Raw genomic sequence first — 21535 nt, forward strand, 5'->3', positions numbered from 1 at the left:
GAGGTCGTGGTATGGATGACGGATGGCTGGCCGCTGTATGAATCCCGCCTGAAGGGAAAGCTGCACGTAATCAGCAAGCGTTACACTCAGCGAATTGAGCGGCATAACCTGAATCTGAGACAACATCTGGCAAGGCTGGGACGGAAGTCACTGTCGTTCTCAAAATCGGTGGAGCTGCATGACAAAGTCATCGGGCATTATCTGAACATAAAACACTATCAATAAGTTGGAGTCATTACCGAATTTCGTTTTCCCCGTTGGGGTTCTCCGGACAAGGAGTTGTTTGTTATGCCACGTTTTTTTGCCCGCCATGCCGCCACGCTGTTTTTCCCGATGGCGTTGATTTTGTATGACTTTGCCGCGTACCTGTCGACGGATCTGATCCAGCCGGGGATCATTAATGTGGTCCGTGATTTTAATGCCGATGTCAGTCTGGCCCCTGCTGCCGTCAGTCTCTATCTCGCTGGCGGTATGGCGTTACAGTGGCTGCTGGGGCCGCTTTCCGACAGGATTGGCCGCAGGCCAGTGCTGATTACCGGGGCGCTCATTTTTACCCTTGCCTGCGCTGCGACAATGTTCACAACGTCTATGACACAGTTTCTTATCGCGCGTGCAATTCAGGGCACCAGTATCTGTTTTATTGCTACCGTTGGTTATGTCACGGTGCAGGAGGCGTTCGGACAGACAAAAGGGATCAAGTTGATGGCGATTATCACCTCCATCGTACTGATTGCGCCGATTATTGGCCCGCTTTCCAGCGCAGCTCTGATGCACTTTGTGCACTGGAAAGTCCTTTTTGCCATCATTGCGGTTATGGGTTTTATCTCATTTGTTGGCTTACTGCTGGCGATGCCAGAGACGGTGAAGCGCGGCGCGGTTCCATTTAGCGCCAAAAGCGTCTTGCGCGATTTTCGTAATGTCTTTTGCAATCGGCTGTTCCTCTTTGGTGCAGCAACCATCTCTTTAAGCTATATCCCCATGATGAGTTGGGTGGCTGTCTCGCCGGTGATCCTGATTGACGCAGGCGGCTTAACGACCTCGCAGTTCGCCTGGACACAGGTTCCGGTGTTCGGCGCGGTGATTGTCGCGAATGCCATCGTGGCGCGTTTCGTTAAAGATCCGACCGAACCGCGCTTTATCTGGCGTGCCGTACCCATTCAACTGGTCGGCCTCGCACTGTTGATTATCGGCAATCTGCTGTCACCGCACGTCTGGCTGTGGTCGGTGCTGGGCACCAGTTTGTATGCTTTCGGGATTGGTTTGATCTTCCCGACTTTATTCCGCTTTACGCTTTTTTCCAATAACTTACCGAAAGGGACCGTCTCCGCATCGCTGAATATGGTGATCCTGATGGTGATGTCTGTCTCGGTCGAAATCGGCCGCTGGCTGTGGTTTAACGGCGGTCGCTTGCCGTTTCATCTGTTAGCCGTCGTGGCGGGCGTTATCGTCGTTTTCACCCTGGCGGGATTGCTCAATCGCGTGCGCCAACATCAGGCTGCCGAGCTGGCGGAGGAGCGGTGATTTTTGCGCGATCCTGCCGTCAGGCTCTATTCTTAACGTTATGAATAAACTCATTGAACTCAGACGCGCCAAAATGTTGGCGCTCTCTTTACTGCTTATCGCCGCTGCTACCTTTGTCGTTACGCTGTTTTTGCCACCCAATTTTTGGGTGAGCGGCGTGAAGGCAATTGCTGAAGCGGCGATGGTCGGCGCGCTGGCGGACTGGTTTGCGGTGGTGGCGCTGTTTCGCCGCGTGCCAATTCCGATCATTTCTCGTCATACGGCGATTATCCCGCGTAATAAAGACCGGATTGGCGAAAATCTCGGTCAGTTCGTGCAGGAAAAATTTCTCGATACCCAGTCGCTGGTGGCATTGATTCGACGTCACGAACCGGCGTTGCTAATTGGTAACTGGTTTAGCCAGCCAGAAAACGCCCGCCGCGTTGGTCAGCATCTGTTGCAGATCATGAGTGGTTTTCTTGAACTGACCGATGATGCACGTATTCAGCGCCTGCTTAAGCGCGCGGTCCATCGGGCGATTGATAAGGTCGATCTTTCCGGAACCAGTGCGTTGATGCTGGAGAGTATGACCAAAAACGATCGTCATCAGGTGCTGCTCGATACGCTGATCGCACAGTTGATTGCTCTTCTCCAGCGCGATAAATCGCGCAAGTTTATCGCCCAACAAATTGTTCGCTGGCTGGAGAGTGAGCATCCACTGAAAGCCAAAATTCTCCCCACCGAATGGCTGGGCGAACATAGCGCGGAGTTGGTTTCTGACGCGGTGAATTCTTTGCTTGATGATATCAGCCGCGATCGTGCGCATCAGATCCGCCATGCATTTGATCGCGCCACTTTTGCCCTGATCGACAAGTTGAAAAACGATCCGGAAATGGCAGCGCGAGCTGATGCCGTAAAAAGCTATCTGAAAGAGGATGAAGCCTTTAACCGCTATCTCAGTGAATTGTGGGGGGATTTACGGGAATGGCTGAAAGCGGATATCAACAGTGAAGATTCTCGTGTGAAAGAACGTATCGCGCGGGCGGGTCAATGGTTTGGCGAAACGTTAATTGCCGATGATGCCTTGCGGGCGTCGTTAAATGGTCATCTGGAACAAGCCGCGCACCGCGTCGCACCTGAGTTTTCCGCATTCCTGACGCGCCACATCAGCGATACGGTAAAAAGCTGGGATGCCCGGGATATGTCGCGGCAAATAGAGTTAAATATCGGCAAAGATCTGCAGTTTATCCGTGTCAACGGTACGCTGGTTGGCGGTTGTATTGGGCTAATTTTATATTTGCTGTCACAACTCCCGGCCTTGTTCCCCCTCGGCAATTTTTAGAAATCCATGAAAAACTAAGTGGCTAACCGCGAGAGAGATCAAATAAACCACACTAAAAGAATGGTAATAATGTGGCCTCTTTTCATTATCTCCCGTGGTACGGGGAAGGAAAATCATGTCACTTGTCACCGATCTACCCGCCATTTTCGATCAGTTCTCTGAAGCTCGCCAGAAAGGCTTTCTCACCGTCATGGATCTCAAGGAGCGCGGCATTCCGCTGGTTGGCACTTACTGCACTTTTATGCCGCAAGAGATCCCGATGGCAGCCGGTGCGGTTGTGGTTTCGCTCTGTTCCACCTCTGATGAAACCATTGAAGAAGCGGAGAAAGATCTGCCGCGCAACCTCTGCCCGCTGATTAAAAGCAGCTACGGCTTCGGTAAAACCGATAAATGCCCCTACTTCTACTTTTCTGATCTGGTGGTCGGTGAAACCACCTGCGACGGCAAAAAGAAAATGTATGAATACATGGCGGAGTTTAAGCCTGTTCATGTGATGCAGCTGCCAAATAGCGTTAAAGACGATGCCTCGCGTGCGTTATGGAAAGCCGAGATGCTGCGCTTACAAAAAGCGGTGGAAGAACGTTTTGGGCACGAAATTAGCGAAGATGCTCTGCGCGATGCCATTGCTCTGAAAAACCGCGAACGTCGCGCACTGGCTAATTTTTATCATCTTGGGCAGTTAAATCCTCCGGCGCTTAGCGGCAGCGACATTCTGAAAGTGGTTTACGGCGCAACCTTCCGGTTCGATAAAGAGGCGTTGATCAATGAACTGGACGCGATGACCGCCCGCGTTCGTCAGCAGTGGGAAGAAGGCCAGCGACTGGACCCGCGTCCACGCATTTTAATCACCGGCTGCCCGATTGGCGGCGCAGCAGAAAAAGTGGTGCGCGCGATTGAAGAGAATGGCGGCTGGGTTGTCGGTTATGAAAACTGCACCGGGGCGAAAGCGACCGAGCAATGCGTGGCAGAAACGGGCGATGTCTACGACGCGCTGGCGGATAAATATCTGGCGATTGGCTGCTCCTGTGTTTCGCCGAACGATCAGCGCCTGCAAATGCTCAGCCAGATGGTGGAAGAATATCAGGTCGATGGCGTAGTTGATGTGATTTTGCAGGCGTGCCATACCTACGCGGTGGAATCGCTGGCGATTAAACGTCATGTGCGTCAGCAGCACAACATTCCTTATATCGCTATTGAAACAGACTACTCCACCTCAGATGTCGGGCAGCTCAGTACCCGTGTCGCGGCCTTTATTGAGATGCTGTAAGGAGTGGCAGTGACATATTCGATTGGCATTGATTCTGGTTCTACCGCCACCAAAGGGATCTTACTGGCAGACGGCGTGATTACGCGCCGTTTCCTCGTTCCAACACCCTTTCGTCCGGCAACAGCAATTACTGAAGCCTGGGAAACTCTGCGCGAAGGGTTAGAGACAACGCCGTTTCTGACGCTCACCGGCTATGGACGGCAACTGGTGGATTTTGCCGATAAACAAGTGACGGAAATCTCCTGTCATGGGCTGGGCGCACGGTTTCTTGCGCCAGCAACGCGCGCGGTAATCGACATCGGTGGTCAGGACAGCAAAGTGATTCAGCTTGATGATGACGGTAACCTGTGCGATTTCCTGATGAATGACAAATGCGCGGCGGGCACCGGGCGTTTCCTGGAGGTGATCTCGCGCACGCTTGGCACCAGCGTCGAGCAACTCGACAGCATTACCGAAAATGTCACGCCGCACGCCATCACGAGTATGTGCACAGTGTTTGCTGAATCAGAAGCGATCAGCCTGCGCTCAGCGGGCGTCGCGCCAGAAGCGATTCTCGCCGGAGTGATTAACGCGATGGCGCGGAGGAGTGCCAATTTCATTGCTCGTCTCTCCTGTGAAGCGCCGATTCTGTTTACTGGTGGCGTTAGTCATTGCCAGACGTTTGCCCGGATGCTGGAATCTCATCTGGGAATGCCGGTAAATACCCATCCTGATGCGCAATTTGCTGGCGCAATTGGCGCGGCGGTAATTGGTCAACGAGTGAGGACACGCCGATGAAAGAGTTTTTATTTTTATTTCACTCCACAGTCGGCGTCATACAAACCCGCAAAGCGTTGCAGGCAGCGGGCATGACTTTTCGCGTCAGCGATATTCCCCGTGATTTACGCGGCGGCTGCGGGTTATGCATTTGGCTGACCTGTCCCCCCGGCGAGGAAATACAATGGGTGATCCCTGGGCTGACTGAGTCAATTTATTGTCAGCAGGATGGTGTCTGGCGCTGCATTGCACATTACCGGGTTTCTCCGCGTTAAGGATTCATTAAGGTCGCTACGTATACTTCTCGATATCTTATTGATTTGCCTTAAAGGGATTACCGTGACAAAAAGTATTTCGTTAAGTAAACGCATCTCCGTTATTGTGATTCTTTTTGCCATTGTGGCAGTGTGTACTTTCTTCGTGCAATCTTGCGCCCGTAAAAGCAATCATGCAGCATCATTTCAGAATTACCACGCCACCATTGACGGCAAAGAAATTGCAGGCATAACGAATAATATCTCTTCGCTGACCTGGTCGGCACAAAGCAATACTCTTTTTAGCACTATCAACAAACCTGCCGCCATTGTTGAAATGACCACCAATGGTGATTTTATCCGCACAATTCCTCTGGATTTTGTTAAGGATCTCGAGACGATCGAATACATTGGCGATAATCAGTTTGTCATTAGCGATGAGCGCGATTACGCCATTTATGTGATTTCACTGACCCCAAACTCGGAAGTAAAAATCCTCAAAAAAATAAAAATCCCGCTGCAAGACTCCCCAACCAATTGCGGTTTTGAAGGGTTGGCTTATTCTCGCCAGGATCACACTTTCTGGTTTTTTAAAGAGAAAAATCCGATTGAGGTCTACAAAGTTAACGGGCTGTTAAGTAGCAATGAATTACACATCAGCAAAGACGAGGCACTACAACGGCAATTTACTTTAGATGATGTGTCCGGCGCAGAATTTAACCAGCAAAAAAATACGCTTCTGGTGCTGTCTCATGAATCTCGCGCACTCCAGGAAGTAACCCTGGTTGGCGAGGTTATCGGTGAAATATCACTAACCAAAGGTAGTCGAGGTTTGTCGCATAACATCAAACAGGCCGAAGGGATTGCGATGGATGCCTCTGGTAATATTTATATCGTTAGCGAACCAAATCGTTTTTATCGCTTTACCCCTAAATCATCGCATTAACAGGCTGGCATATTTCACCTTTTTGTTATTAACTTGTTAACAACAAAAATGACATACAAGGTTAAACATGCCTTCGTCCTCGCATCCCGTAGAACGCTTTTCTTTCAGCACCGCGCTTTTCGGGATGCTGGTTCTGACCTTAGGTATGGGATTAGGTCGCTTCCTTTATACGCCTATGTTGCCCGTCATGATGGCGGAAGGGGCGTTTTCATTTAGCCAGCTCTCGTGGATTGCCAGCGGCAACTATGCGGGGTATCTGGCTGGCAGTCTGCTATTTTCGTTTGGCGCATTTCACCAGCCGTCGCGCCTGCGCCCATTTCTGTTGGTTTCTGCCCTGGCGAGCGGGTTGTTGATCCTCGCAATGGCATGGTTGCCGCCATTTATTCTGGTGTTATTGATTCGCTTCCTGGCGGGTGTCGCCAGCGCCGGTATGCTGATTTTTGGTTCGACGCTGATTATGCAGCACACGCGCCATCCTTTTGTGCTGGCAGCTTTGTTTTCTGGCGTTGGCATTGGCATTGCACTGGGCAACGAATATGTTCTGGCAGGCCTGCATTTTGCCTTATCCTCGCAAACGTTATGGCAAGGCGCCGGGGCGCTTTCTGGCATGATGCTGATTGCACTTACGCTTTTAATGCCCTCGAAAAAACACGCCATCGCACCAATGCCATTGGCAAAAACGGAGCAACAGATAATGAGCTGGTGGTTACTGGCTATTCTGTACGGCCTGGCGGGATTTGGTTATATCATCGTCGCGACTTACCTGCCGCTCATGGCGAAAGATGCAGGCTCACCATTGTTAACCGCCCATCTCTGGACGTTAGTCGGCTTATCAATTGTGCCAGGCTGCTTTGGCTGGCTATGGGCAGCAAAACGTTGGGGGGCTTTGCCTTGCCTGACGGCGAATTTGCTGGTGCAGGCTATCAGTGTGCTGCTTACTCTCGCCAGCGACTCTCCTCTCTTGCTTATCATTAGTAGTATCGGTTTTGGCGGTACCTTTATGGGCACGACATCTCTGGTGATGACTATCGCCCGCCAACTGAGCGTTCCGGGAAATCTCAATCTTTTAGGCTTTGTGACGCTCATTTACGGCATTGGACAAATCCTCGGCCCGGCGCTGACCAGTATGCTCGGCAATGGAACATCGGCGCTTGCCGGCGCCACTCTCTGCGGCGCGGCGGCGTTGTTTATTGCTGCGCTTATCAGCACAGTACAATTATTTAAGCTGCAAGTGGTCACTTCATGAGGAGTGTTTCCCTTACCACTCAAGAAATTCGACCGCAACCGTTGATGTCAGCCAGACCCCGTTTTCCGTTTGCCAGAAAGGGATGCCTCGTTTCGCCATTTCCTGTGCTTTGACGGTTAAGATAACCGGCGATCCGTGTCTTGCTCCCACTTTGCGTGCCGTTGCTTCATCAGCAGAGAGATGTACGTAGTGACGCTCACCTGCAATCAGCCCCTGTTTTTTTATCTCGTCAAGGAAACGGCTTGCCGTACCGTGGTAAAGAAACTGTGGCGGTGTTTTTTCGGCAAAGGAAATAGCGACCTGCGAAGTCAAATGCCCCTGAACCGCGCGGATGCACCTACCATCACTGGAATAACTAAAACGCTTTTTATCACTGGTGGCGACCACGGTATCCAGCAATGTACGGGTTAATCGCTTGCCCGCTTTTTGGGCACAAAGTATGAGCTTATCGATATCCGCCCATCCTTCACGGTCAAGTACGATACCAATCGCCTCCGGTTTGTGTCGGAGGACAAAACTTAAAAACTTGCTCGTATCCGCCAGCTCTTTTTCGTTGTACTTTGCCATCTCGTTTTCGTCCCTGGATTTTCTGCTTTTATTTACTGATGTCATTGTCACTGGGTTTATGAATTTTCTGCAACTCAATCCTGCGCAGAGCCTTTTCCACACAGCGTAATTTTTCCGCTATGCAAAAAACGCATAGCCAGAAACATACTTGCATTTTCCCCATACCCACATGGCTGATAAGGTTTTTCAGCTCCAGGAATTTTCCTGGCTCAAGCAACACACAAACACAAAAAAACAATGGGGATTGTTATGACACAACAAGGGGATGCTGTAGCCGGGGATCTGGCGACAGAAAAAGTGGGCATTAAAGGGTATCTGGCTTTTTTTCTCACCATAATCTTTTTTTCCGGTGTTTTTTCCGGGACAGACAGCTGGTGGCGCGTTTTTGATTTTTCCGTTCTGAACGGATCGTTTGGGCAACTGCCTGGTGCGAACGGAGCCACCACCTCATTTCGCGGGGCGGGTGGCGCGGGGGCTAAAGATGGCTTTCTCTTTGCGCTGGAGCTGGCACCGTCAGTCATTCTCTCTCTGGGGATTATTTCAATTACCGATGGTCTTGGTGGATTACGCGCCGCGCAGCAGTTAATGACACCTGTGCTAAAACCGTTGTTGGGCATTCCAGGGATCTGCTCGCTGGCGCTGATCGCTAACCTGCAAAACACTGATGCCGCCGCCGGTATGACCAAAGAGCTGGCGCAGGAAGGGGAAATTACCGAACGCGATAAAGTGATTTTCGCCGCATATCAAACCAGCGGTAGCGCCATCATCACCAACTACTTCTCTTCCGGCGTCGCGGTGTTCGCCTTTCTGGGCACGTCCGTAATCGTACCTTTAGCCGTCATCCTGGTGTTTAAATTTGTCGGAGCCAACATTTTGCGCGTCTGGCTTAACTTCGAAGAACGTCGCAACCCAACGCAAGGAGCGCAAGCATGACAACTCAGGTCCGCAAAAACGTCATGGATATGTTTATCGATGGCGCGCGCCGTGGCTTTACTATCGCCACGACCAACCTGCTGCCAAACGTGGTGATGGCGTTTGTCATCATTCAGGCGCTGAAAATTACCGGCCTGCTCGACTGGGTGGGGCATATCTGTGAACCCGTAATGGCGCTGTGGGGATTACCCGGTGAAGCGGCAACCGTCCTTTTAGCCGCATTAATGAGTATGGGTGGCGCAGTCGGTGTTGCCGCCAGTCTGGCAACCGCTGGCGCATTAACCGGTCACGATGTCACCGTTTTACTGCCCGCGATGTATTTAATGGGCAACCCGGTGCAAAATGTCGGTCGCTGCCTGGGGACAGCCGAAGTGAATGCCAAATATTACCCGCATATCATTACGGTCTGCGTGATTAACGCATTGCTGTCGATCTGGGTTATGCAGCTTATTGTTTAACAAGGAGTTACCATGATTGATTATACCGCAGCCGGTTTTACCCTGCTGCAGGGAGCGCATTTGTATGCGCCGGAAGATCGGGGAATTTGCGATGTCCTCGTCGCTAACGGCAAAATTATCGCCGTTGCCAGCAATATCCCTTCTGACATTGTACCGGACTGCACGGTTGTCGATCTCAGCGGGCAGATCCTCTTTCCTGGTTTTATTGATCAACACGTCCATTTGATTGGTGGTGGCGGTGAAGCAGGTCCCACGACGCGCACGCCAGAAGTGGCGCTAAGTCGCCTGACGGAAGCGGGCGTCACGTCAGTGGTTGGTCTGCTGGGCACTGACTCTATCTCTCGCCACCCGGAATCCCTGCTCGCCAAGACCCGTGCGCTCAATGAAGAAGGTATCAGCGCCTGGATGCTGACCGGCGCTTATCATGTCCCTTCCCGCACTATTACGGGTTCCGTGGAAAAAGACGTGGCGATTATCGATCGCGTGATTGGTGTGAAATGCGCCATCTCTGATCACCGTTCTGCCGCACCGGACGTTTATCACCTGGCTAATATGGCGGCGGAATCCCGCGTTGGCGGTTTGCTCGGCGGCAAACCTGGCGTCACCGTGTTCCACATGGGCGACAGCAAAAAGGCGTTACAGCCTGTCTATGACCTGCTGGAAAACAGCGATGTGCCGATCAGCAAGCTGCTGCCGACCCACGTTAACCGCAACGTTCCGTTGTTTGAGCAGGCGCTTGAGTTTGCGCACAAAGGCGGCACTATCGACATCACCAGCAGCATTGACGAACCGGTCGCCCCTGCCGAAGGTATTGCCCGCGCCGTTCAGGCCGGTATTCCGCTGGCACGCGTCACCCTCAGCTCCGACGGCAACGGTAGCCAGCCGTTCTTCGATGACGAAGGGAATTTAACCCATATCGGTGTTGCAGGTTTTGAAACGTTGCTGGAAACCGTGCAGGTGCTGGTTAAAGACTATGATTTCAGTATCAGCGATGCCCTGCGCCCGCTCACCAGTAGCGTAGCCGGTTTCCTTAACCTGACCGGGAAAGGCGAAATTCTGCCTGGCAATGACGCAGACTTACTGGTCATGACGCCAGAATTGCGCATTGAGCAGGTATACGCTCGCGGCAAACTGATGGTCAAAGACGGCAAAGCCTGCGTGAAAGGAACGTTTGAAACGGCATAAACGGTTGTCAGCCGCCCGAATGGACGTAGAATGCCCGCAAGGGCGGCTGACAGAGTAAAACGTAATGGATGACTGTGGTGCGGTTTTGCATAATATTGAAACCAAATGGCTTTATGATTTTCTGACCCTGGAAAAATGCCGCAACTTTTCCCAGGCGGCAGTCAGTCGCAACGTCTCGCAACCGGCATTCAGCCGCCGCATCCGTGCACTGGAACAGGCGATTGGCGTTGAATTGTTTAACCGCCAGGTGACGCCGCTGCAACTCTCGGAACAAGGGAAAATCTTCCATTCGCAGATCCGCCATCTGTTGCAACAGTTAGAAAGCAACCTTGCAGAGCTGCGTGGCGGCAGCGATTACGCGCAACGTAAAATCAAGATAGCCGCTGCACACTCTCTTTCCCTCGGTCTGTTACCGTCCATTATCAGCCAGATGCCGCCGCTCTTTACCTGGGCGATTGAAGCCATTGATGTTGATGAAGCGGTCGATAAACTGCGTGAAGGGCAAAGTGACTGTATTTTTTCCTTTCACGACGAAGATTTGCTGGAAGCGCCGTTTGACCACATTCGCTTATTTGAATCTCAATTGTTCCCTGTCTGCGCCAGTGACGAACACGGAGAAGCACTTTTTAACCTCGCGCAGCCACACTTTCCGTTACTGAATTACAGCCGCAACTCCTACATGGGGCGATTGATTAATCGCACCCTGACGCGCCACAGTGAGTTAAGTTTCAGCACCTTTTTTGTCTCTTCGATGAGCGAGCTTTTAAAGCAGGTTGCCCTCGACGGCTGTGGGATTGCCTGGCTGCCGGAGTACGCCATCCAACAAGAAATTCGCAGCGGGAAGCTCGTTGTACTGAATCGGGACGAACTGGTGATCCCGATTCAGGCCTATGCATACCGAATGAATACCCGCATGAATCCAGTTGCCGAACGCTTCTGGCGTGAACTGCGCGAGCTGGAGATTGTACTTAGCTGACATTCTCCAGCGTCGCACTACGCCAACCGCCATTATCCCAGACCAGATCAAACGTTAGCGGTTCATCGTCGTGGTACAGCATTATCTCAAGGCTGATCGCCAGCGTGTGACTGTACGCTTCTTTCAGATTGACCTGCAACGCCGCAATCCGTGGCTCATGAAATAACAGTGCAGAACGCAGCTGACGGCAATACCAGCTCTGGAGATGTTTGTCGCTCTGGTTATGCACTTGCCACTCGGGCATGCCTGAAACAAGTAATGACGGTAATGCCGAAAGAGGAGAATTAAAAAGAGTGAGGAGATCGCTGCATACCGATTTACGCAGCAATGACGTTTTATTGCCTGAAATTTTAGGTAAAACAGCCTGAAGTGATTGGCGCATCATTTTGCGCACTCCTGACGTTTAGCAACATATGCGGCTTGCCCTGAACACCGGGCACCACTGTATTGATGCTCATTTTCCATAGCCATTCCCTTTTGTTCATTACATCCATGTCAGTCTGAGACAGGCCTGAATCCTGTCAGCAAAGTATAAAACCTTACTTGCCTATGAATATCTACTGACTTTTCAGGAAAAAAGTCATGATTTGATAAAAATCATCAAACTCAAAAAAAAACCGCTAGTATATTCTGAATATTCCGAATAGTTACGTAGATGAAAATACTTGTCACCGCCGCTACTTAATTCCGGTTGGAAATTATTTATTTCCGCATAATCATCTATGTATTATTTGAAACAATTAGTTTGTAAATAATATAAATTGATAACATATCAAATACATCAAAAATACCATTCACAGGCATTATTAATATAGACCTCAATATAGCAACATCAAATTCCAATTAGTAATAAGATATGCTTTTAAATTGCATGCAAATAATTTTAAATGAGCGTTTTTTGATACTTTAGAGTGTTTCCTACCATTTAATATCACTGTGTAGAGTTGATATCACTACAACAGAAACATGCATGTCATTTGTTTACTTCTCTTTTACTACAGAAAAATTTATCTATTTTTCTAAACATCAGTGAAATACTCATAAAAGGTAACTATTATGTCTATGCCATTAAGCAATGCCGCTAATAACCAATTCTATATAAATAATCACTTCCTTCATCATCCAAAAGTCGACAATGAGTTAACACGTAAATATGAACGTGCACGCCTGGATACGGAAAATATCTATCTTCTGCCTCTTGTTCGTGGCAATAACCATAATTACGATGGAAAAAGCGTTGTCGAAATTAGAAAGCTTGATATTAGTAAAGAGTACTGGCCATTTAATTATGTGACAGAAACATGCAGAGAATCCGATGGTATTACAACAACAGGACGTATGCTCTATCGAAACTTGAAAATCACCTCAGCTTTAGACGATATATATGGTGGTATATGTAAAAAGGCGCATGCTGCCACAGAGTTAGCAGAAGGATTACGGCTAAATTTATTTATGAAGAGCCCTTCCTATCCTGTTGAGAACTATACAGTTCATGAAATAACATTAGGCCCTGGTTGCAATGTTCCAGGTTACGCCGGAACCACGATAGGATATATTTCAACCCTTCCAGCTTCTCAGGCAAAAAGATGGACCAATGAGCAGCCAAGGATTGATATCTATATTGATCAGATAATGACTGTCTCAGGGGTGGCAAATTCTTCCGGATTCGCCCTTGCCGCATTACTTAATGCTAATATTGAGTTGGGTAATGACCCAATAATTGGTATAGAAGCCTATCCCGGTACCGCGGAGATCCATGCAAAAATGGGATATAAAGTTATCCCGGGTGATGAAAATGCACCACTCAAACGTATGACTCTGCAACCGTCATCTCTTCCAGAACTGTTTGAATTAAAAAATGGTGAATGGAATTATATTGGTAAATAGCCACTGAGAAGAATGAGTACTAACATTCAGGTTATACAGATAGCTAAACAATACCCTGCAATTTACAAAGTAATACTCATTGCGACTTCTTAATTTAAGAAAGCGCAAGGAACGTTTACCCTTGCGCTTATTATAATAAGTCAGGCGTCGACTTTATCCAGCGGCCATGAATCAAACAGATAGCCATCAAAATAAATATCGTCAACGTTCGAGAATTCCAGCAGACGTTGCTTAACGTTTTCCAGATGCTGCCACATTGCCAGCTTCGCCGCTCGGGCATCTTTTTTGATTAACGCGGCGAGGATCTGTTTGTGATCGCCCAACCACTCTTTGCGATACAGGCTGTCATCCAGATGGCTGTGCAACTGGATCCACATTGGATTGTTTTCCCGCCACTGCCAGGACTGACGGAACAGCTCCACCAGCATGCTGTTATGCGTTGCTTCGGCAATAGCGAGATGGAACTGCATGTCACCGCTTTCGCTGCTGCCCGGCGCACTGGAAGCCAGTTCACGCTCTTCCAGTTGCAATGCCTGACGCATTTTGACGATATCTTCGCGGGTAGCCTGCAAAGCGGCAAACTCGGCGATGTTGCTCTCCAATAACTGCCGCGCCTGTAACAGCTCAAAAGGACCGGCATCGTTGCAGACGTTGGCATCCGGACTGTCTGTGTTCTGGCTGCCTGAGTTATCAAGAACATAGATACCGGCACCCCGGCGTACTTCCACCAGCCCTTTGATCTCCAGCATGATCAGCGCTTCACGTACCACCGTCCGCGTGACATCAAGCATTTCTGCAATTTCACGCTCCGGCGGCAGCCGTTCGCCAGGATTGTACGGCGTCTTTATGATCAGATCGCGGATCATCGCCCCGACTTCCTGGTAAGGTCTTTGCGCAGAGGTGGCAGATTTCATGGTGTTGTGTCCGTTAGGTGCGGTTAATCAAATTTTTGCCGGATGCGGCGTGAACGCCTTATCCGGCCTACAACGGGCAATTTTACGGCCCCCGTTAATCTCAAACTATACCATTAGCACTGGAAGTTGGCACGTATAGGTGGGCAAAAAAACGAAAACTGGTCAACCAAATATCAGTTTGATTGACCAGTAAGTCTGTAGGGTAATCAGTTAGTTACAGCGCAGCCACACACTCGCGCGCACCGCGTTCGCACAGCTGCTGATATGCCGTCGTCACCGCGCCAACAAAGTCGGCATTTTGCGGCAGATCATCGGCAAAAATACCGCTCAGGCCCAGCAGCGCTTTCACGCGGTCTGCGCCCTGATACTGCGCGTTGATCTTCTGGAACTCCGCCAGCATCGGATCAACCACGTCAATGGCATTACCCTGCTCATCCACGCCCTGGGTGTAACGCATCCAGCCCGCCACGCCCAGCGCCAGGTGACGCCAGCTGCCGCCGTTTTGCAGGTGCAGACGCACCGGATCCAGCAGACGCTGCGGTAACTTCTGGCTGCCGTCCATTGCAATCTGCCAGGTACGGTGACGCAGAGATGGGTTGCTGAAACGCTCGATCAGCAGCGTCGCATAGGCGTTCAGGTCCGTACCTTCCGGCATCGACAGCGTTGGCGCTTGTTCCTGCATCATCAGGGCAAAGGCCGCTTTGCGATAATCCGGGTTAGTCATGGTGTCGGCAATAGTTTCATAGCCGCCGAGGTAACCGAGGTACGCCAGGAAAGAGTGGCTGCCGTTCAGCATACGCAGCTTCATCATTTCGAACGGCACAACGTCTGCAACGAACTGTGCGCCCACTTTATCCCAGTCCGGGCGACCATTAACGAAGTTATCTTCAATCACCCACTGACGGAACGGTTCGCAGGCAATGGCGCACGGGTCGTAAACACCCAGCTGGTCAGCAATTTCCTGTAAGGTTTCTGGCGTCGCCGCCGGAACGATGCGGTCAACCATGGTGCACGGGAAGGTGACGTTTTCTTCAATCCATGCCGCCAGCTGCGGATCGCGTGCCTGAGCCAGTCCCAGTACCGCGACCTTCGCCACATGACCGTTTTCACGCACGTTATCGCAGGACATCACCGTAAACGCTTTCAACCCTTTTTCACGACGCAGGCGCAACGCTTCGACGATGTAACCAATCGCGGACTTCGGCGCAGTCGGGTTTTCCAGATCGTGCTTGATCAGCGGGTTATTGAGATCCAGCTGGCCGCTCGCCGCATCGGCGCAGTAGCCTTTTTCCGTGACCGTCAGGGAGACAATCGCCGTCTGCGGACGCGCCATCGCATTGAGAATACCTTCGCAGCCGTCGATTTCCGGATGCAGCGCTTCTTTCATTGAACCGATAATTTTCAGCTCGGTGCTTTCCGCGCCTTTTTCCGCCACGGTGTACAGCAGTTGCTGTTTTTTCAGGTTTTCGATCAGCACGCGGTCGTTGCCTGGCATCAGGTTAACTTCGCAGATACCCCAGTCGCTGTCGGTGCTTTCCAGCAGGTGATGGGTATACAGCGCCTGGTGCGCGCGGTGAAACGCCCCGCAACCGAGATGCACAATGCGTGATTCCAGACGAGAATGATCCCATGACGGGCGGGCAACCGGCAGATTGCTGTCAACAATAGTAGTCATCGTAAACTCCAGAATCCGTCTTCAGAGAGTGACGGCAAGGAAGAAGGAACCGGCACGGCGCGCAGCCATGCCGGTGGATATTAACGGCTAAAGAAAGCGCGCTGGATCGCCAGTTCGACACCGCGAACTTCGGCCAGGCCTTTCAGACGACCAATTGCGGAGTAACCAGGGTTGGTTTTCTTCTTCAGGTCATCCAGCATCTGATGACCGTGGTCCGGACGCATCGGGATCAGGTCTTCTTTGCCTTCCGCTTTACGACGGTGTTCTTCTTCAACAATCGCTTTCACCACTTCGTACATATCAACGTCACCGTTCAGGTGCGCCGCTTCGTGGAAGGTTTTCGGGTTATCTTCACGCATGGTGGAGCGCAGATGGGTGAAGTAAATACGCGGACCGAACTGCTTGATCATATCAACCAGATCGTTGTCAGCACGCACGCCGTAGGAACCGGTGCACATGGTGAAACCGTTCGCCATGCTGTTTACGGTATCAACCATCCACTGCATATCTTCAATGGTGGAAACAATGCGCGGCAAACCGAGGATCGGGCGCGGCGGATCGTCCGGGTGAACAGCCATACGGACGCCAACTTCTTCGGCAACCGGAATAATCGCTTTCAGGAAGACAGCAAAGTTTTCGCGCAGTTTGGCTTTGTCGATATCTTTGTACAGCTCCAGGTGCTTACGGAACTGGTCGAGGGTATACCCTTCTTCCGCGCCCGGCAGACCTGCGATGATGTTACGGGTCAGACGCGCTTTGTCTTCGTCGCTCATGGTGGCGAAGCGAACAGCAGCCTGAGCAATTTCTTCTTCGGTGTAATCCGCTTCCGCGCCTGGACGCTTCAGGATATGCATTTCGAATGCAGCGAATTCGATCTGGTCAAAGCGCAGAGCTTTGGAGCCGTCTGGCAGCACGTATTCGAGGTCAGTACGGGTCCAGTCGAGCACCGGCATGAAGTTGTAGCACACGGTGCGAATGCCGCACTGCGCCAGGTTGCGCAGAGTCTGCTGATAGTTAGCGATCCACTGCTCATAGTTGCCGGTGTGGGTTTTGATATCTTCGTGAATTGGCACGCTTTCTACGACAGACCACACCAGGCCTGCGTCTTCAACGATCGCCTTGCGTTTGAGGATCTCTTCTACGGACCATACTTCGCCGTTCGGGATATGGTGCAGCGCGGTAACCACACCAGTTGCGCCCGCCTGACGGACATCAGCTAAAGAAACCGGATCGTTTGGGCCGTACCAGCGCCAGGTCTGTTCCATGATTTTTCCTCTTTCACATAGTGGGTTCCACAGCAAAGAGACGCGGAACCCTGGAGTTGTTTAGGTATCCGGATGAACAACCAGACCGCAGCCGTGGCGTTGCATCGGATGAGATGGCGTATAAGTTCTACCTTTTGGTAAGACATGTCAACCCGAATTCTGAAATTGGTTAACCACATCACAAGAATTTCACTCTCATGGTTGTTGCTGCAAATTGCAGCAAAGGGTAATCGATGGTTATTGATCAGAGGATGTGACATTCATCGCAACAATGGTTGACCAATTTACATAACATGTCGCCCAAAATAACAACGGTTCAACCAGGTAAGGTAAAACGTTATGCATGTGCTTAACATTCTCTGGGTGGTATTCGGCATTGGCCTGATGCTGGTACTGACAAAGACCGCAGGTTCAGACACATTCGCTGCATTAGCAATGCCTCTTAGATAATTTTGACCTGTCAGTAAAAGACACGTTGAAAACCTGGGGTCTGCTGGAGCTGGTCAACTCCGTGGTTGGGCTGATTATTAGCAAGGTAGCGTAAAAGAACACCAGAGCCTGCCAATGGCAGGCTCTGACTGATGACAAAGTCTAAAAATGTGCCCGGACAGTCCCCTCGCCCCTCCGGGGAGAGGGTTAGGGTGAGGGGAACAGACCAGCAAAGTGCGCTTTGTTTATGCCAGATGCGACGCTGACGCGTCTTATCTGGCCTACAAAGGGCTAACGTGCAGGTTTTTAGCTTCAGGTAATATTGCGTAACTGCATTAGCAATGCCCTGTGATTTCTTTATTGATAAACAAAAGTCACGCCAATAATCGATTGCACATTCCCTGCAGTCACCTGCCCTCCGGTACGTGCATAATTTGCCGTTAATCCCAGACTTACCGCCGAAGTCCCTACTGCTCCTAACGATACCGTGTTATTCGCTGGAATAATCGTACCGTTGCGCGTCAACTGTACGCCGACGCCCTGCGCTGGTGAAAACGAGGCGGTATTGGTAAAAATCGAGTTGCCCGCATCTGCGGTTGTGCCGGAGAGGTAATACCCCAGGTTTTGGCTTTTCGCGCAATAAACGGTAAGAGGAATTGGCACTGAACCAGGGTAGTCCGGCAGAGTAACGGTGACATCACGAGCAGAAACATCGCAGCCGCCAGTAGGCACCACCACATCATTATTGGCGTAAATATTCCACACAAACTGGAAATCATCGCTGTTATAGTTGTTGGTCTGTCGCAAAATAAGCACGGCAATTAATGAGCCAGCTTTAATCGCCACCCCGCCCGCACTGCTCACAGGCGTCAAATAAAGCGCCACCGGCCACGGCTTATCCGTTCTCGAATTATAAACAACCCGCGGCGTTTCGCTGGTGGTCGGAAATGGATAGCTACTGCCACTATATTTTACGGTCCCGGAAAAATTAGATAACACGCCGCCATAAGCCGAGCCTCGTTGCAGTGTGACATAGTCTGTAATGGTTTCCGGATAATCGTTATGGCAAAAGATTTGCGTCGAAAGATCTACGACCAGGTTTTGCCCCACATTCACGGCAGGCGCAAGGTTTACATAAACATTAGCGCTGCCACCGCCAATAGGGATAGCGGTACCATTGGCGGTTTTACAGGCGAATGACCAGGCATTTACCGACCAGCCCATCAGCAGTACAGCAAACAGGGTAATAACTCGTTTCATTACAATCATCTCTTCGGGTTCAGCTGTAGGTATAGGTGATGCTAATCACTGCCTGAATGGTTCCCTGAGTGGCTCCGCCATTTACCGTCAATGCTCTGACCTGTAACGGGAAGTGCGCTGATTGTGAGGAATCATCCACCTGAACTGTTTTGGTTGCGCCAGTATTCAATGTGTTGCCACTGTCATCCTGTAGCTCTAACTGGATGTTTTGCGCGGTCCCCTGGTTTTTATAATATCCGGTACTGTCGGCTGCCCCGCTGAAGCTGGCAGTGATCCTCGACGTTCCCACCGGACAATTAGTCAACTCAAGCGCAACATCATGCCAGGCCGATGCCGCCCCGGCAGACATCAGACTGAAAGAATAAAGATCGCCGAGATCAACCGTGGCATTGGTGGTGGAAACTGTGCACGGTTTGGCGACGACCTTACCGTTCACCGTGATGGTGACATCGGCTGCCTGTATCGTCGCACTTGCGAGCGCCAATATTGCCGCCAATAAATACCCACGTTTGCGCCATTTCATGAGCATCTCCAGTTACTGATATTCAAGAGTGAAGGTAGCCGTGGCATTGATATGCCCCGCAGTGACAGGCACCTGTGTCGCCATTAGCCGGGCGTAAAAATTCAACGTATTTGGTTTACCCGGCGTCAGGGTCGTCCACGAAATCGCGGACGATGGAGCATTAAGGGGTATTTGATTTTGCTGCTCATTCAGAAGTTGTATTCCCAGTCCCGAAGCCGCTGACACCGTATTTTCAAGTGCAAGCAGGTTGGCATTGTGGCTATCTGCAACGCCGGTAAACCCAACTTTTACGGCAGAAACGGCATTACCACAGGGTGACAGCAAAATACGAAATGGAACGACAGGAGTCGTCGCGCCAATGTTGTTAAATTGCTTCGCCGCGTTTTCCATCAGATCAACAGTAAAATTGGTTGATTCAGCGGCCACACTACAGCCGTTATCTCTGACATAGCCGCGGATAGTAATCGTGCTATCCGCAGCCAAAGCGTGACTCACCGCCAGCCACAAAAAAGCGCACAGAAGATAAAAAGGTTTGTTTCTCATCACGCCCCCTTAACGACATTCAGCTGATAGCTGGGTTAATAACTGCTGCTGACTCTCTGGTGGCAGTTGATAATTGGCGACACAGTGAGCATTTTCCTCTTCTCCCCATTTCACCTGAACTTTTCCCGCTAGAGGCATTCCGCTGAGGTAAACCTGACCATTATCCGCAACAATGCCGCTACTCTGGCTACTCTCTGATGTCACCATCGCCCCAAACGGCAGCGGCTTATTATTGTGGGTTAGCGTCATGAGCAGTTTTATCCCAACGCGCGCTTTAAACTCTGCTCGCACGATCGCCCCACGAGTGGGAACAACGTTAGCGACCGCGTTATCTAAATCGACGTTATCAGCCAGGGTATTGGTATCCAGCGCCACTCTGTTTTCCCGATATTCAGTGGCATAAGGCAGCACGGCATAACCACGCCAGTCGGTACGCACCCCCGTCTGGTTTTCGACTTTTGCATCTTTTGCGCCAGGCGCTTTAACAAGTACCACCGTATCGTTTAACGGCTGCCCCAGCGTTACGCCATTGGCATGAGCCAGTACCCCACCGCTGACTCCGTAATAGAGCTGCTTAATATCATCGCTATGGCTGTAACCGATATTGGCATTGCCGTAACCACCGCGATAATTCAGCGTGGCGTAGCCTGTACTTCCGCTATTACCATCGCCTCCCCCGGCATAGCCGGTTTGCACGCTATAGCTGAGGTTGTTGTCTTCCAGCAACGTACCGTATACGCCAGCCAGATTGGTCATCCGACCGTTGAGATCGTGTGACATGCTGTAGCTGGCACTGGCATGTCGCCACTGAGATTTACTGTCAGAACGCAGCCAGTGGCTGAAAGGAATATTGACGTTAAGCGCTAACATCTGATCACGTCCTTTTTGCCAGGCGTTTTTCGTCAGGCTATAGCTGAACGTCCAGTTGATATCTTCGAACGCAGTATTTAATCCAGCCTGGAATTGCTCATCGACATTACTCGTTCCCCAATAAGTTTGATGGCTACCACTCAAATACAGTGTTGATGTGCGCCCGAGCTGTTGAGTAACGGTGAGCTGTAATTTCCCGCGTTTGTTATAAGCGAGGTTGTAATAGTCGGTGAATTTCGGCTTAACCTGAATAACTCCATCCTGTGTTTCGATGTTGTAGCCATTCATTCGACTGTATGTTGTATCAGCGAAATTAAAATATCCGCTGGTCGAATAACGGTAACCCACTAACTGAATATTCGTGCCTGACTCATTGAGCGATTTGTTATAGAGAAAACGCACCGATTGTCCGTCATGCTGACTGTCATCGGGAAGTGTGGAATTAGCCTGAGTCATATCCACAGACAGAGCGCCCAGTGCCCCCATATTTTTCCCGATACCAAAATTAAAAGCACGATAACGATCTGCCAGTTGCGTTCCACCATATATTGTCCAGCCAGCCGGAAGGCCGTGGAGTAATGTACTCTGGAAAAAGCGGGGTTTTTCCTGCTGCGCATTTCGGTGATGCTGCCAACTTACTGATTTAGTGTATGATGGTGTTTTTGAGGTGCTCCAGTGGCTTCTGTTTCTATCAGCTGTCCCTCCTGTTCAGCTACTGACGGGGTGGTGCGTAACGGCA

Annotated in this window: 24 protein-coding genes and 2 pseudogenes; 15 read left to right on the forward strand and 11 right to left on the reverse strand. The window is 50.7% G+C overall.

The genetic code is table 11. From position 1 onward, the window contains the following. The 8 genes from K0778_RS22050 to K0778_RS22085 all read left to right on the forward strand — a co-directional run. Positions 1-225, forward strand: a 225-nt coding sequence (locus K0778_RS22050) for an IS1 family transposase (protein WP_024169623.1), incomplete at its 5' end; no start/stop codon positions are given. Between the two features lie 63 nt (positions 226-288). Continuing rightward, positions 289-1521 (forward strand): multidrug efflux MFS transporter MdtM, encoded by a 1233-nt coding sequence (gene mdtM / locus K0778_RS22055; RefSeq protein WP_063084570.1) that lies wholly within the window; start codon positions 289-291, stop codon positions 1519-1521. 40 nt (positions 1522-1561) lie between these two features. Further along, positions 1562-2842: a DUF445 domain-containing protein gene (locus K0778_RS22060; RefSeq protein ID WP_001037376.1), complete on the forward strand. Its 1281-nt coding sequence runs from the start codon at positions 1562-1564 to the stop codon at positions 2840-2842. 115 nt (positions 2843-2957) lie between these two features. Then, positions 2958-4109, forward strand: coding sequence for a double-cubane-cluster-containing anaerobic reductase (locus K0778_RS22065; protein WP_001375464.1), 1152 nt, complete (start codon positions 2958-2960; stop codon positions 4107-4109). A gap of 9 nt (positions 4110-4118) precedes the next feature. Continuing rightward, positions 4119-4886 carry a putative 2-hydroxyacyl-CoA dehydratase activator YjiL gene (gene yjiL, locus K0778_RS22070; protein WP_000222491.1) on the forward strand — a complete coding sequence of 256 codons (768 nt, stop codon included), beginning with the start codon at positions 4119-4121 and terminating at the stop codon, positions 4884-4886. Next, the gene (locus tag K0778_RS22075; RefSeq protein WP_000657676.1) at positions 4883-5140 is read left to right on the forward strand and encodes a DUF3343 domain-containing protein; all 258 of its coding nucleotides are present in this window, start codon (positions 4883-4885) and stop codon (positions 5138-5140) included. Before yjiL ends, K0778_RS22075 begins: the two co-directional genes overlap by 4 nt. Before the next feature lie 64 nt (positions 5141-5204). Further along, positions 5205-6065, forward strand: coding sequence for an SdiA-regulated domain-containing protein (locus tag K0778_RS22080; RefSeq protein ID WP_001298932.1), 861 nt, complete (start codon positions 5205-5207; stop codon positions 6063-6065). Positions 6066-6132: 67 nt separating this feature from the next. Further along, positions 6133-7311, forward strand: a complete 1179-nt coding sequence (locus tag K0778_RS22085; protein WP_001141202.1) for an MFS transporter — start codon at positions 6133-6135, stop codon at positions 7309-7311. A gap of 12 nt (positions 7312-7323) precedes the next feature. Here the strand turns inward: K0778_RS22085 and kptA are convergent, their stop codons facing one another. Then, positions 7324-7878 carry an RNA 2'-phosphotransferase gene (kptA, locus tag K0778_RS22090; protein ID WP_001151863.1) on the reverse strand — a complete coding sequence of 185 codons (555 nt, stop codon included), beginning with the start codon at positions 7876-7878 and terminating at the stop codon, positions 7324-7326. A 249-nt stretch (positions 7879-8127) separates the two neighbouring features. Here kptA and K0778_RS22095 point away from each other — a divergent pair, with 249 nt between their 5' ends. The 4 genes from K0778_RS22095 (at position 8128) to hypT (ending at position 11430) form a co-directional block, all read left to right on the forward strand. Beyond that, a complete protein-coding gene (locus K0778_RS22095) occupies positions 8128-8811 on the forward strand; it encodes a nucleoside recognition domain-containing protein (protein WP_001341297.1) in 684 nt (227 codons plus the stop codon). Beyond that, positions 8808-9269 (forward strand): YjiG family protein, encoded by a 462-nt coding sequence (locus K0778_RS22100; protein WP_000211971.1) that lies wholly within the window; start codon positions 8808-8810, stop codon positions 9267-9269. The genes K0778_RS22095 and K0778_RS22100 overlap by 4 nt, the downstream gene beginning before the upstream one ends. Before the next feature lie 12 nt (positions 9270-9281). Next, the gene (gene iadA, locus K0778_RS22105) at positions 9282-10454 is read left to right on the forward strand and encodes a beta-aspartyl-peptidase (RefSeq protein WP_063084569.1); all 1173 of its coding nucleotides are present in this window, start codon (positions 9282-9284) and stop codon (positions 10452-10454) included. A gap of 64 nt (positions 10455-10518) precedes the next feature. Continuing rightward, entirely contained in the window at positions 10519-11430 is a 912-nt protein-coding gene (hypT, locus tag K0778_RS22110) for a hypochlorite stress DNA-binding transcriptional regulator HypT (RefSeq protein ID WP_000340757.1), read from the forward strand. On the opposite strand, the gene iraD is transcribed toward hypT, so the two are convergent. The 3 genes from iraD to K0778_RS28390 all read right to left on the reverse strand — a co-directional run bounded on the left by iraD (position 11423) and on the right by K0778_RS28390 (position 12154). Then, complete coding sequence (iraD, locus tag K0778_RS22115; RefSeq protein WP_001351905.1) at positions 11423-11815, reverse strand: anti-adapter protein IraD; 393 nt, start codon at positions 11813-11815, stop codon at positions 11423-11425. The two genes, hypT and iraD, sit on opposite strands and share 8 nt — an antisense overlap. Continuing rightward, positions 11812-11895 (reverse strand): iraD leader peptide IdlP, encoded by an 84-nt coding sequence (gene idlP / locus K0778_RS22120; protein ID WP_120795393.1) that lies wholly within the window; start codon positions 11893-11895, stop codon positions 11812-11814. The genes iraD and idlP overlap by 4 nt, the downstream gene beginning before the upstream one ends. A 115-nt stretch (positions 11896-12010) precedes the next feature. Continuing rightward, positions 12011-12154, reverse strand: coding sequence for a hypothetical protein (locus K0778_RS28390; protein WP_269439472.1), 144 nt, complete (start codon positions 12152-12154; stop codon positions 12011-12013). Positions 12155-12486: 332 nt separating this feature from the next. Here K0778_RS28390 and K0778_RS22125 point away from each other — a divergent pair, with 332 nt between their 5' ends. After that, positions 12487-13317, forward strand: coding sequence for a DUF2686 family protein (locus tag K0778_RS22125; protein WP_000062547.1), 831 nt, complete (start codon positions 12487-12489; stop codon positions 13315-13317). 140 nt (positions 13318-13457) lie between these two features. Here the strand turns inward: K0778_RS22125 and uxuR are convergent, their stop codons facing one another. From uxuR to uxuA, 3 genes are all read right to left on the reverse strand, one after another. Continuing rightward, positions 13458-14231 (reverse strand): Uxu operon transcriptional regulator, encoded by a 774-nt coding sequence (gene uxuR / locus K0778_RS22130; protein WP_000833679.1) that lies wholly within the window; start codon positions 14229-14231, stop codon positions 13458-13460. 214 nt (positions 14232-14445) lie between these two features. Beyond that, the gene (locus K0778_RS22135) at positions 14446-15906 is read right to left on the reverse strand and encodes a fructuronate reductase (protein ID WP_000208195.1); all 1461 of its coding nucleotides are present in this window, start codon (positions 15904-15906) and stop codon (positions 14446-14448) included. Between the two features lie 80 nt (positions 15907-15986). After that, positions 15987-17171, reverse strand: a complete 1185-nt coding sequence (uxuA, locus tag K0778_RS22140; protein ID WP_000438591.1) for a mannonate dehydratase — start codon at positions 17169-17171, stop codon at positions 15987-15989. Between the two features lie 451 nt (positions 17172-17622). Between uxuA and K0778_RS22145 the strand changes: the two are divergent. Further along, positions 17623-17715: pseudogene (locus K0778_RS22145) on the forward strand (hypothetical protein); the annotation flags it as partial. A gap of 242 nt (positions 17716-17957) precedes the next feature. Here the strand turns inward: K0778_RS22145 and fimH are convergent. The 4 genes and pseudogenes from fimH to fimD all read right to left on the reverse strand — a co-directional run. After that, positions 17958-18860 (reverse strand): type 1 fimbria D-mannose specific adhesin FimH, encoded by a 903-nt coding sequence (gene fimH / locus K0778_RS22150; protein ID WP_000832227.1) that lies wholly within the window; start codon positions 18858-18860, stop codon positions 17958-17960. A gap of 19 nt (positions 18861-18879) precedes the next feature. Beyond that, positions 18880-19323 carry a fimbrial protein gene (locus K0778_RS22155; protein ID WP_332253179.1) on the reverse strand — a complete coding sequence of 148 codons (444 nt, stop codon included), beginning with the start codon at positions 19321-19323 and terminating at the stop codon, positions 18880-18882. A 72-nt stretch (positions 19324-19395) separates the two neighbouring features. Further along, entirely contained in the window at positions 19396-19926 is a 531-nt protein-coding gene (gene fimF / locus K0778_RS22160; RefSeq protein WP_001244826.1) for a type 1 fimbria minor subunit FimF, read from the reverse strand. 9 nt (positions 19927-19935) lie between these two features. After that, positions 19936-21432 (reverse strand): annotated as a pseudogene (fimD, locus tag K0778_RS22165) (fimbrial usher FimD); the annotation flags it as partial. Between the two features lie 39 nt (positions 21433-21471). Between fimD and K0778_RS22170 the strand changes: the two are divergent. Continuing rightward, a partial coding sequence (locus tag K0778_RS22170) for an IS1 family transposase (RefSeq protein WP_001676991.1) occupies positions 21472-21535 on the forward strand: 64 nt, incomplete at its 3' end.

The sequence above is a fragment of the Escherichia sp. XD33 genome, assembly GCF_019375075.1.
Classification (GTDB): domain Bacteria; phylum Pseudomonadota; class Gammaproteobacteria; order Enterobacterales; family Enterobacteriaceae; genus Enterobacter; species Enterobacter flexneri_A.

Coding starts and splice junctions, on each gene's coding strand:
- mdtM (WP_063084570.1), top strand. CDS start 289: ATGCCACGTTTTTTTGCCCGCCATGCCGCCACGCTGTTTTTCCCGATG.
- K0778_RS22060 (WP_001037376.1), top strand. CDS start 1,562: ATGAATAAACTCATTGAACTCAGACGCGCCAAAATGTTGGCGCTCTCT.
- K0778_RS22065 (WP_001375464.1), top strand. CDS start 2,958: ATGTCACTTGTCACCGATCTACCCGCCATTTTCGATCAGTTCTCTGAA.
- K0778_RS22075 (WP_000657676.1), top strand. CDS start 4,883: ATGAAAGAGTTTTTATTTTTATTTCACTCCACAGTCGGCGTCATACAA.
- K0778_RS22085 (WP_001141202.1), top strand. CDS start 6,133: ATGCCTTCGTCCTCGCATCCCGTAGAACGCTTTTCTTTCAGCACCGCG.
- kptA (WP_001151863.1), bottom strand. CDS start 7,878: ATGGCAAAGTACAACGAAAAAGAGCTGGCGGATACGAGCAAGTTTTTA.
- K0778_RS22095 (WP_001341297.1), top strand. CDS start 8,128: ATGACACAACAAGGGGATGCTGTAGCCGGGGATCTGGCGACAGAAAAA.
- K0778_RS22100 (WP_000211971.1), top strand. CDS start 8,808: ATGACAACTCAGGTCCGCAAAAACGTCATGGATATGTTTATCGATGGC.
- iadA (WP_063084569.1), top strand. CDS start 9,282: ATGATTGATTATACCGCAGCCGGTTTTACCCTGCTGCAGGGAGCGCAT.
- hypT (WP_000340757.1), top strand. CDS start 10,519: ATGGATGACTGTGGTGCGGTTTTGCATAATATTGAAACCAAATGGCTT.
- iraD (WP_001351905.1), bottom strand. CDS start 11,815: ATGATGCGCCAATCACTTCAGGCTGTTTTACCTAAAATTTCAGGCAAT.
- idlP (WP_120795393.1), bottom strand. CDS start 11,895: ATGGAAAATGAGCATCAATACAGTGGTGCCCGGTGTTCAGGGCAAGCC.
- K0778_RS22125 (WP_000062547.1), top strand. CDS start 12,487: ATGTCTATGCCATTAAGCAATGCCGCTAATAACCAATTCTATATAAAT.
- uxuR (WP_000833679.1), bottom strand. CDS start 14,231: ATGAAATCTGCCACCTCTGCGCAAAGACCTTACCAGGAAGTCGGGGCG.
- K0778_RS22135 (WP_000208195.1), bottom strand. CDS start 15,906: ATGACTACTATTGTTGACAGCAATCTGCCGGTTGCCCGCCCGTCATGG.
- uxuA (WP_000438591.1), bottom strand. CDS start 17,171: ATGGAACAGACCTGGCGCTGGTACGGCCCAAACGATCCGGTTTCTTTA.
- fimH (WP_000832227.1), bottom strand. CDS start 18,860: ATGAAACGAGTTATTACCCTGTTTGCTGTACTGCTGATGGGCTGGTCG.
- fimF (WP_001244826.1), bottom strand. CDS start 19,926: ATGAGAAACAAACCTTTTTATCTTCTGTGCGCTTTTTTGTGGCTGGCG.